The sequence below is a fragment of the Arthrobacter sp. HMWF013 genome (assembly GCF_003061105.1).
In the GTDB taxonomy this organism is placed as follows: Bacteria; Actinomycetota; Actinomycetes; order Actinomycetales; family Micrococcaceae; genus Arthrobacter.
The window spans coordinates 1-9777 of record NZ_QAIQ01000320.1 but is presented as its reverse complement, the minus strand read 5'-3'; the positions used below and the strand labels follow the sequence as shown (position 1 = coordinate 9777).

The window sequence follows — 9777 nt, the reverse complement described above, 5'->3', positions numbered from 1 at the left end:
CGGCAGCCCCGTAAACACCATTTCGGCGCATACGGCCAGCCGCATCAGACTGCCGCCTTCTGGGCAACAGCAACCGGTCCGCCTCGCTGGACAGACTCGATGCACGCGAGTGCCATGGCCAGGGCACGCCGGGCATCGGCGGGCCCCGGGGTAAGGGTGTAAGCGCCCGACGGCGGCTGGTCGCCTTCGCGGCGTGCGCGGACCGCCGCGGTGAAGTCCACGAGTTCGTCCGTGTAGGCATCGCGGAAGAGCTCCACGTTGAGTCGTGGCGTGTCTGCGGACAGGCCTTCGGCGGTGTACCTCACGGCAGCTGTCTCAGTGGGGCGCCCCGCCTGGACCATGCCCTTGGAGCCGAACACCTCTCCCCTGACGTCGTAGCCGTAAAGTGCGCTGAAGTTCGCTTCCGCCACCGCCAGGGCTCCGTTGCTGTAGCGGATGGTGACCACGGCCGTGTCCAGGAATCCCTGGTCGCGGAGGCCTGGTTCCACCAGGGCGTCCGCGGCGGCGTAGACCTCCACAGGCTCCGCGCCCTCGTTGAACCAGTTCAGCGTGTCAAAGTCGTGGATCAGTGTTTCCAGGAAGATGGTCCAGGCCGGGATCCTGGCTGCGTGGCCGATGCTCCCGGTGCCCGGGTCCCTGGTCAGCGAGCGCAGGAGTTGCGGCGTCCCGACGACACCGTTGGCAAGGTCGTTCTTGGCAGCCTGGAAGTCAGCGGCGTAGCGGCGGTTGAAGCCGATCTGGAAGTGGATTCCCGCCGCTTCCACAGCGTGGAGGGCCGTGTCGAGTTCTTCGAGGTTCTGCGCAGCAGGCTTCTCGCAAAAGACGTGCTTTCCCGCCGCGGCGGCCTGGGAGATCAGGGAAGCGTGGAACCGGGCAGGACTGGCGATGATGACAGCATCAATGTCCGGATCGGCCAGGATGTCTGCGGCGTCGGCGGTGACCTTCGCTGCACCAAGCCCGGCCGCCACAGAGGCTGCGGAGTCCAGGTTCGGATCGGCAACGGCGGCCAGCACGGCACCGGGAACCCGGCGGGCGATGCTCTCACCATGGAACGCCCCCATCCACCCGGACCCGATGAGGCCCAGCCGCACCGGGGCGGGAAGTCCGGCGGAGCGCTGTTCGATGTAGGCCATGGGCCAGGTCCTTTCGATAGTCAATACAACAATTGCTCAGGCGGAACCGCTGTGTTCGCCCGGGAAGTCAATGCCAAGCTGGCGGCGGATTTCATCGGCTGTTTCCATGGTCCGGATGGACGCAGAGAGGGGCCGCTGCGTGGTTTCCGTTTGTCCGGCGGCGATGGCGCGGGCCACCGCCGCTGCTTCATAGTGCAGGCCTTCGAAGTGGCCGCCGGCTGGTTCGTCGTGGCGGAGCCGCCTCCCTTCGGGAAACCTGACCTCAAAACCGCCGGGCATGTTGAAGGGTCCGTCGATGGTCAATGTGGCCTCGGAGCCCACCATGGTTGCTGCGGTGGGTGTGAAATTGTGGAGCTGGGTGTTCATCACGGCCTGGCTCCCGCCGGGGAATTCCATGATGGCGGAGAGCTGGGCGTTGACCCCGGATTCGTGTGGCTGGCCCGCGGCGTGCAGCCGTTCGGGCGAGCCCAGGACCTCGGTGATGAGTGCCAGCGGGTAGGTGCCCAGGTCCAGCAGCGGACCGCCGGCCAGTGCCGGATCAAAGATGCGGTGGCTGCGGTCGAAGAACTCGCCGTATTCTGCTAGGACAGTGGTCACAGTCCCCAGCATTCCGGCGTCGAGCATTTGCTTGATCACATCGAATTTTGGCAGGAAGAAGCTCCACATTGCCTCGGCAGCGAAGACGCCGGCAGCTGTGGCCCGCGCGGCGATATCCCGCGCCTGCACCGCGTTGAGCCCGATGGGCTTCTCGATGAGGACGTGTTTGCCGGCGTCGATGGCGAGCAGGGCAGCGCTGTGGTGGACGTTGTGTGGCGTGCAGACATAGACGATGTCGATATCGGGAGATTCCGCCAGCTCCTCGTAGCTGCCGTAGGCGGTGGGCACGCCGAAGGTATCGGCAAAGGCCTTGGAGCGTGCCAGGGAACGGGAGCCGACGGCGGCGATCACCTGGTGTGTGTGGGCCTGCACCGATTCGGTGAAGCGCTCGGCAATCCACCCCGGTCCCATGATCCCCCACCGCAGGGACGGTGCGTCCCGTGAGTCCGGTACCCGTGATGCCGGCAGGGTGCTGAGGGGCATCAGTAGGTCACTTTCGTGAAGGCTCCATCACTGTGGAGCGAACGGATCATGGCTTGGGCAACCTGCGATGCCCGCAGGCCGTCCTCCCCGGTGGCGAGCGGTGCCGGTTCACCCCGGCGGAGCGAGGAAATCCAGGCCTGGAGCTGCAGCCGGTAGGCGTCGGCGAAGCGCGGGCGCCAGTCAGCGGGGACCTCGGAACGCCGCTGCCCCTCTTGGTTGATGGCCAAGGCGGCGGGCTCCGGCAGGGCGGCGGTGCCGTATTCCGACACGACCTCGCAGGCGGTGGTGTAGCCGTACCGGGCGTTGAGGAAGAGTTCCAGGGTGGCGAGCGTGCCGTCTGCTGCGCGCAGCAGCATGAAGGAAGGGTCCCGCAGATCTCCAGTGCTGTGCCGGGAACTGCGTCCCGCCTGCCAGGAGACCTCGGTGACGGGTGAGCCCAGCAGCCAGGGGATGATGTCGAACTCGTGGATGGCCGAATTGGTGATGGCGGATTCGGAGCTTGCGCCCGGCCCTGAGGCTGCCGTCCGGCTGACGCAGTGCACCTGCAGTGGCTCGCCCTGGCTGCGCGCCTGGGTGGCTTCCCGCAGCGCGGCGTAGCCGGGATCGAACCGCCTCATGAAACCCATGGAGAGCAGCCGGGCCCCGGTTGCGGCAAGGATGTCTGCCTCGGCCTCCACCACTTCGCGGCTTTCCAGGAGCGTCGGAGCCAACGGCTTTTCACACAGCACCGGGGTCATCGCTTCAAAGCACTCCAGCACCAGGCCGGCGTGGGTGTCGTCATGCGAGGCAATGACGACGGCGTCAACGTCGCTCGAGTCGATGAGCTCGGTTGGGTTGGTGGTGATGCGAGCCGACGGCGGCGCTGCTGCCGCCGCCCGGCCGGCGTCGAGGTCTGCCACGAAGGTGACCTCGGCGCCGCTGATGGTGGTGGAGAGGTTCCTGATGTGGTCTGCGCCCATGACACCGGCGCCGATAACGCCAACCCGGATCGGCATGTTGTGTTCCGTTCTGCTTCTATAACTGCTTCGTGCGGTGGCATCTGCGCCACGGCGTGGCGGGAGGGGGCCCGGTCCTGCTTTCAGGCGGACCCCCATCCCGGCTGCCTAGGCGTGCCGTGGGCTGCTTTCCCGTGAGGCTTCGGCGACGTCGGCAACGTCAGCGACTTCCGCTTTAACTTCCTTGACGATGTCGCCGTGGCCACCGAGCTGTTCGAGCTCGTGGGCGAGCTCCGCCAGCTCGGCGCCGCCGGCCATCTGGGCGGTGAGCTCGTCCAGGGTGATGTCCTTCTTGTCGTAGTAGCCGATCGACTTGCCGCGTTTGAGCAGCAGGAACCGGTCCCCGACGGGGAAGGCGTGGTGCGGGTTGTGGGTGATGAAGATGACCCCCAGCCCACGGTCACGGGCCTGCAGGATGTAACGGAGGACGACGCCTGACTGCTTCACGCCCAGTGCCGCCGTTGGTTCATCCAGAATCAGTACCTTCGCGCCGAAGTACACGGCGCGGGCGATCGCGACACACTGGCGCTCACCGCCGGAGAGCTGCCCGATGGGCTGCTCCACGTCCCGGAGGTCGATGCCCATCTCGGCGAGTTCCTTGAGCGTGATGTCCTTCATCTTCTGGACGTCCATGCTCTTGAATGGACCGAAGCCGGACGTCAGTTCGGAACCGAGGAAGAAGTTACGCCAGATCGGCATCAGTGGCACCACTGCGAGGTCCTGGTACACCGTGGCAATGCCGGCGTCGAGGGCGTCACGTGGTGAGCTGAACTTCCGTTCCTCTCCCATGATGTTCAGTACCCCGGCGTCGTGCTGGTGCAGGCCGGCAATGATCTTGATCAGCGTTGACTTACCCGCACCGTTGTCGCCCAGGACGCAGGTGACCCGGCCGTTGTCCACGGCCATGGTCACATCGGACAGGGCGATGATATTGCCGTAGTGCTTACCCACCCCTTCGAGGGAAAGCAGGTGGACGGGCGTGTGGGTGAGCGGATCCCGTTCATTCTTGAGCAGTGTTTGCTGGTCGATCTGCTTTGCATTCATTTCTCCGGCCCCTTACTTCAGTTCCGCGCGGCGCTTGACGATGAGGTTGACGATGGTGGCCAGCAGAAGCATCAGGCCCAGGAAGAATTTGAACCAGTCCGGGTTCCACTGGGCGTAGACGATGCCCTTGTTGGCCATGCCGAAGATGAAGGCGCCGATCGCGCCGCCGATCGCGGATCCGTAGCCGCCGGTCAAGAGGCAGCCGCCGATCACCGCGGCGATGATGTAGAGGAATTCGTTGCCCACACCTTCACCGGACTGCACGGTGTCGAAGGCGAAGAGGTTGTGCATGCCCAGGATCCAGCCGCAGAAGCCCACTCCCATGAACAGGCCGATCTTGGTTGCCTTCACCGGGACACCCACGGCGCGGGCTGCGTTCTCGTCTCCGCCGACGGCGAAGATCCAGTTCCCCACCCGGGTCCGCATCAGCACCCAGGTGGCGACGGCCACCAGCGCGATCCAGATGAACACCGTGATGTTGACGTCAATCCCGCCAATCCTCACTGAAGACGCAAAGACCGCACGGGCGGCAGCGAAGCCGTCCATGTCCGAAATCGAGGGGGAAGACACACCGCCGCCGATCATGCGGGTCAGGCCCAGGTTCAGGCCGGTCAGCATGAGGAAGGTAGCGAGGGTGACGATGAAGCTGGGGAGTTTGGTCTTCATCAGGATCCAGCCGTTAATGAAGCCGATGGCCAGGGAAACCAGCAGGGCCAAGGCCACCCCCACCCAGATGTTCGTGCTGAAGTACCAGCTGAACATCGATGCCGTGAGTGCCGACGAGATCACGGCGACACCGGTGGAGAGGTCAAACTCACCGCCGATCATGAGCAGCGATACCCCGACGGCCATGATGCCAATGGTGGAGCTGCCGTACAGCACGGTGGCGAAGGACGCCGGCTGGAGGAAGGTCTGGGAAACCACCGCGAAGAAGATGAACAGAACGATCGCGCCGACGAGCGCGCCGACTTCCGGGCGGCCGAGGAGCTTCTGGAGGGGGTTGCGTTTACCGATTCGTTCATCGGCAACGGGGAGGGGGGACTTGGATAATGTCTGGGTCATGGGGTTCTCCTGCTAGGGCGGGTTCCGGAGCCCGAGGACTCCGGAACCCGGCTCAGAGCATCCTTAGCGGATGCCTTCCTTGGCGAATTTGAGGACGTCAGGAGCTGCTGCCTGATCGATGATCGACGGTCCTGTCAGGACCGGAAGTCCGCCTCCCACGTGGTAGCCGCCGCGCTTGACCTGCCACAGGGCATCGATGGCGCCGTAGCCCTGAAGCCATGGCTGCTGGTCAACGGTGAAGGCCACCTTGCCGTCGATGATGGCCTGGGCAAGGTCACCGTTCATGTCGAAGGAAGCAACCTTGACTTTGTCCTGCAGCCCCAGGGCTTCCACCGCTTTGTTGATGGTGAGGGTGAACGGTGCGCCGAGGCCGATGATCGCGTCTGCGTCCGGGGTGGCCTGTAGCTTTGCGGTCACGGTGGAGGAAACCTGGGTCATGTCAGTTCCCTGGACGAACAGGTTTTCGGTGGCGGGGATCTTCGTTTTGACGCCTGCGCAGCGGGAATCAAGTGCCACGTTTCCCTGTTCCATAATCACGCAGATCGGGCGCTTGGCTCCGAGAGCGGCAAGCTTCTCGCCAACAGCGGCGCCGGCCAGGTTTTCGTCGGAACCGAAGTGGGTGAAGGCACCTACGTCACCCCAGACATCCGCACCGGAGTTGAGGCTGACAACCGGGATTCCGGCGTCGGTGGCCTTCTTCAGGACGTCCTTGAGCGCGTCCGGCTTGGCCAGGGTTACGGCGATGCCGCTCACCTTTTGGTCAATGGCCTGCTGGATCAGCTGGGCCTGCCGGCCACCTTCGGGATCCGAGGTGTAGAGCAGTTCCACGTTGTCCTTGGCGGCCGCCTCTTCGGCACCCTTACGGAGGATGTCCCAGAAGGTGTCGCCCGGGGCTGCATGGGTAATGAGGGCAATCTTGATCCGTTCAGTCGTGGCCACCTGGCCGCCGCCCGCACCGCCGCCGGTCTCCTCGGACTTGCCGCCGGTGCTTGAACATGCGCTGAGGGCCAGCATCGGGACAACTGCTGCTACCAGTGCCGCCTTACGCCAAGAGAGTTTTACCACTGTGAATCTCCTTTGATTTCAGCTCCGGGCTGCTACCTTGCAGCCGCCGGAATATCGCCTACATCGATCATGGTGACTTGAACCACACATGTCAATACTTTGTCCTGACATTAGTATGTAAACACGTAAATCGTGACAAAACATGGAACCCTGCGTGCTGGAGGCGACCATTCTCGCGCCAGGAATGATGGATGGCAGGGTCACGTCTCCCTTGCGTGGGAACAACGCGGGGTCACTTTCCGCCCAATAACGCCCGGTTTTTGGGCGGAAAGTGACCCCGCGTTGCTTGTGGATACGACAATGGGCAGTTCCGCCGTGTTCGGCGGAACTGCCCATTCGGTTCTCGTAGCCAGGAGATTCAGACGGCGAGGGTTTTGGCGCCTTCCGGTTTCACGCCGGCGATGTTCTTGAAGTAGTGCTCCAGGTCCTCGAGGCTCTTGTCCTTAGTCTCAGGAACGAATCTGGAGGCGAACAGGATGGCGCCCACGCCCAGGACCGCAAAGACGAAGAACGTGTTGGAGAGCCCGATCGCCGCGAGCAGCTGCGGGAACCCGAAACCGACCAGGAAGTTCACGATCCAGAGCACAAAGGCCGAGGCCCCCATGCCGAGGCCGCGCATTTTCAGGGGAAAGATCTCGGAAAGCATCAGCCACGTCACCGGCGAGATGGCACCTTGCTGGAAAGCAAGGAAGGTGACGGTCAGAGCCAAAATTACAAAGCCCCGCCCGGTCCCTTCCGGCAGGACCAGGGAGAAAATTCCGATCAGAAGCAGTGCGCTGGTGGTGCCGATCTGGCCCGTGATGAGCATCTTTCGCCGGCCGACCTTGCCCAGGAGCCAGATGCCCACGAACGTGGCCACAACAGAGATAATGCCGTTGGCGATGTTGGCCGTCAGTGCAGCCTCGCGTCCAAAACCTGATTGGGCGAGAATCTGGGTGCCGTAGTACATGATGGAGTTCACGCCGGTGATCTGTTGAATGACGGCCAAGCCGATGCCCACCACAAAAATCCGCCGCAGCCAGGGAATGCCAAGGTCCTTCCACGAGCCCATCTTGGACTTGTAGTCCTCCACGGCCATCGCTTTGACTTCTTCGAACTCCGTCCGGGCTTCCTCCTGGGAACGGATTCGCCGGAGCACGCTGAGCGTTTCACCGAAGCTCCCCATGGACGCAAGCCAGCGGGGACTCTCCGGCATGAAATTCATGCCGATCCACAGGGCGATGGCCGGCAGCGTGGCGATGACGAGCATCCAGCGCCAGATTCCGCCTGCTTCGCCGAAGGTGTTGCCAAGGTAGGCGTTGAAGATGAACGCCAACAATTGCCCTGTGACGATCATGAGTTCGTTCTGCGTGACGATCCGCCCGCGGCGCGCGCTCGGTGAAACCTCGGCAAGGTAAACGGGAACTGTGACTGACGCCCCGCCCACGGCCAGGCCGAGCACAAACCGGGCCAGTATCATCACTTCGGTGTTCGGAGCGAAGGTGCAGGCCAGCGTTCCCACCAGGAAGATGACCGCAAGGACCATGATCATCTTGCGGCGGCCGTTCCGGTCCGCGAGGCGGCCACCGAACAGCGCGCCAAAGGCTGCACCGAAAAGCAGTGAGGACGTCACCAGACCTTCTGTTAGCGGCGTAAGTCCCAGGTCTTCCTGCATGTACGGCAGCGCACCGTTGATCACGCCGGTGTCATAGCCAAAAAGCAGTCCGCCGAAGGTGGAGATGATGGTGACGGTCCGCAGGGCGCGTTTATGGTTGGCTGGCTGCCTTCGGCTGGTGTCCGCGGAAGCGGACGTCCCCGTCATACGCCGACCTTCCGGACGTACTGCTGGATGGTCTCCAGCTGGTAGCGGGAGACCTCCGCAGCGTTGTCGTCCTCAGCGAAGACGCTGGAGACCATGACAGCGTTCTCGTTGTCCAGGAAGCCGATCTCCTGCAGGCCGCCGAAGAATTCATCCCAGTTGACGTCGCCGTCGCCGATCTTGAGGTGCTGGTGCACCCGGACCGGGTTGCCGGGCGGGTTGGTGATGTAGCGCAACCCGTGCGAGGCATGGTGGTCCATGGTGTCGGCCACGTGGACGAGGCGGAGCTTGTCACCGGCGGCCCGCATGATGTCCAGCGGCGCGTTCTTCATGTGGAAGCTGTGCGAGGCGACGTAGACCAGGCCGACATTTTTTGAGTTCAGCCCACGGATAACCCGGATGGCGGCAAGGCCTTCCTCAACGAAGTCGTCCGGGTGCGGGTCAATCAGGAGATCGATCCCCTCCCGTTCGATGATGGGAAGAAGTTCCTCCATGGAGCGGTAGAAGGCCCGCTCCGACTCCTCGGCCTTCTCCGGCCGGCCGGAGAACTCGGTGTTCATGGTGCTGACGCCCAAGTCCACAGTGATCTGGATGGCACGCTTCCAGTAACGGACCGCGGCCTCGCGGGCATCCTCGTCGGGACCGGACCAGCGGAGCACCGGCAGGACGGAGGCGATTTCGATGCCCGCATCCTTGCAGGCCTTGTTCAGCTGCCCCACCAGTTCGTCGTCGGCTTTGGGGTGGTTGTAGAACGGGATCACGTCGGCATGCGGGGTCATTTGCATGTACTTGTAGCCCAGGTCGGCTACCACCCGCGGGAATTCGAGCAGGCTGTGCGAGTGGTGGAACGGGGTGGGGTCAAGGGCGATTTTCACGAAGGACACTCCATGGTGGTTCAGGGGGTCGTCAGGGCGGTTGCGGGCATGCGCTAGCTGTAGAGGGCGGGCTTGGCGTTGAGCTTCACGGCAACCTTTTCGCCGTTCTTCTGCGCCTCAACGCCGGCCTCGCAGCAAGCAGCTGTAGCGTAGCCGTCCCAGGCGGTTGGACCGCCGATTTCACCGCGAAGGGCGGCGTCCACCCATGACTGGATCTCGACGTCGTACGCGGCACCGAAGCGCTCCTCAAACCCGGGCGTGACGCTGCCGCCCCAGTGTCCGGCACTGCGCGTGTACGGACCCTTGTCCCCGCCGATGCTGACGATGCCCTCTTCAAAGGAGGCCTGGGTGGCCACTTCGTAGCCGAACTTTGCGTTGACAAAGATTTCGACGTCGGCCAGGACGCCCGACTCGGTTTCGAGCAGGACGTGCTGGGGGTCGTGCTGCCCGGCGGGTGCGCTTTTTGTGGCTTTGCCGAGCCGGACCTGGACGCTGGTGATTTCCTCGCCGGTGAAGTAGCGGATTGCATCGAATTCATGGACCACGGAGTCGTTGATCAGCATTTCGTTGGTGAACCCCGGCGGCGTGCTGGGGTTGCGGTGCTGGTGGTGCAGCATCAGCAGTTCGCCCAGCTCGTGGTTCTGGATAATCTGGCCAAGCGCTGCGTATTCAGCGTCAAAGCGGCGCATGAAGCCCACCTGGATCCTCTTGTGGCCGAGCTTCTC

Annotated in this window: 9 protein-coding genes; all 9 read right to left on the bottom strand. The window is 63.6% G+C overall.

The window, feature by feature from the left end; genetic code table 11:
- Positions 1-44: 44 nt before the first annotated feature.
- Positions 45-1133: a Gfo/Idh/MocA family oxidoreductase gene (locus DBR22_RS12075; protein ID WP_108599213.1), complete on the bottom strand. Its 1089-nt coding sequence runs from the start codon at positions 1131-1133 to the stop codon at positions 45-47.
- Between the two features lie 36 nt (positions 1134-1169).
- Positions 1170-2213, bottom strand: a complete 1044-nt coding sequence (locus DBR22_RS12070; protein WP_108599212.1) for a Gfo/Idh/MocA family protein — start codon at positions 2211-2213, stop codon at positions 1170-1172.
- The gene (locus DBR22_RS12065; RefSeq protein WP_108599211.1) at positions 2213-3208 is read right to left on the bottom strand and encodes a Gfo/Idh/MocA family oxidoreductase; all 996 of its coding nucleotides are present in this window, start codon (positions 3206-3208) and stop codon (positions 2213-2215) included. Before DBR22_RS12065 ends, DBR22_RS12070 begins: the two co-directional genes overlap by 1 nt.
- 108 nt (positions 3209-3316) lie before the next feature.
- Positions 3317-4252 (bottom strand): ATP-binding cassette domain-containing protein, encoded by a 936-nt coding sequence (locus tag DBR22_RS12060; protein ID WP_108599210.1) that lies wholly within the window; start codon positions 4250-4252, stop codon positions 3317-3319.
- 12 nt (positions 4253-4264) lie between these two features.
- Entirely contained in the window at positions 4265-5314 is a 1050-nt protein-coding gene (locus tag DBR22_RS12055; protein WP_108599209.1) for an ABC transporter permease, read from the bottom strand.
- Between the two features lie 63 nt (positions 5315-5377).
- Positions 5378-6379, bottom strand: a complete 1002-nt coding sequence (locus DBR22_RS12050) for a substrate-binding domain-containing protein (protein WP_108599208.1) — start codon at positions 6377-6379, stop codon at positions 5378-5380.
- Positions 6380-6737: 358 nt separating this feature from the next.
- On the bottom strand, positions 6738-8180 hold the full coding sequence (locus DBR22_RS12045) for a sugar porter family MFS transporter (protein ID WP_108599207.1): 1443 nt from the start codon (positions 8178-8180) through the stop codon (positions 6738-6740).
- Positions 8177-9052 (bottom strand): sugar phosphate isomerase/epimerase family protein, encoded by an 876-nt coding sequence (locus DBR22_RS12040; RefSeq protein ID WP_108599219.1) that lies wholly within the window; start codon positions 9050-9052, stop codon positions 8177-8179. Before DBR22_RS12040 ends, DBR22_RS12045 begins: the two co-directional genes overlap by 4 nt.
- A 53-nt stretch (positions 9053-9105) precedes the next feature.
- Positions 9106-9777, bottom strand: a 672-nt coding sequence (locus DBR22_RS12035) for a Gfo/Idh/MocA family protein (protein ID WP_108599206.1), incomplete at its 5' end; no start/stop codon positions are given.

Bases quoted from the DNA above. Each gene is read 5' to 3' on its own strand.
- DBR22_RS12075 (WP_108599213.1), bottom strand. From the start codon at position 1,133: ATGGCCTACATCGAACAGCGCTCCGCCGGACTTCCCGCCCCGGTGCGG.
- DBR22_RS12070 (WP_108599212.1), bottom strand. From the start codon at position 2,213: ATGCCCCTCAGCACCCTGCCGGCATCACGGGTACCGGACTCACGGGAC.
- DBR22_RS12065 (WP_108599211.1), bottom strand. From the start codon at position 3,208: ATGCCGATCCGGGTTGGCGTTATCGGCGCCGGTGTCATGGGCGCAGAC.
- DBR22_RS12060 (WP_108599210.1), bottom strand. From the start codon at position 4,252: ATGAATGCAAAGCAGATCGACCAGCAAACACTGCTCAAGAATGAACGG.
- DBR22_RS12055 (WP_108599209.1), bottom strand. From the start codon at position 5,314: ATGACCCAGACATTATCCAAGTCCCCCCTCCCCGTTGCCGATGAACGA.
- DBR22_RS12045 (WP_108599207.1), bottom strand. From the start codon at position 8,180: ATGACGGGGACGTCCGCTTCCGCGGACACCAGCCGAAGGCAGCCAGCC.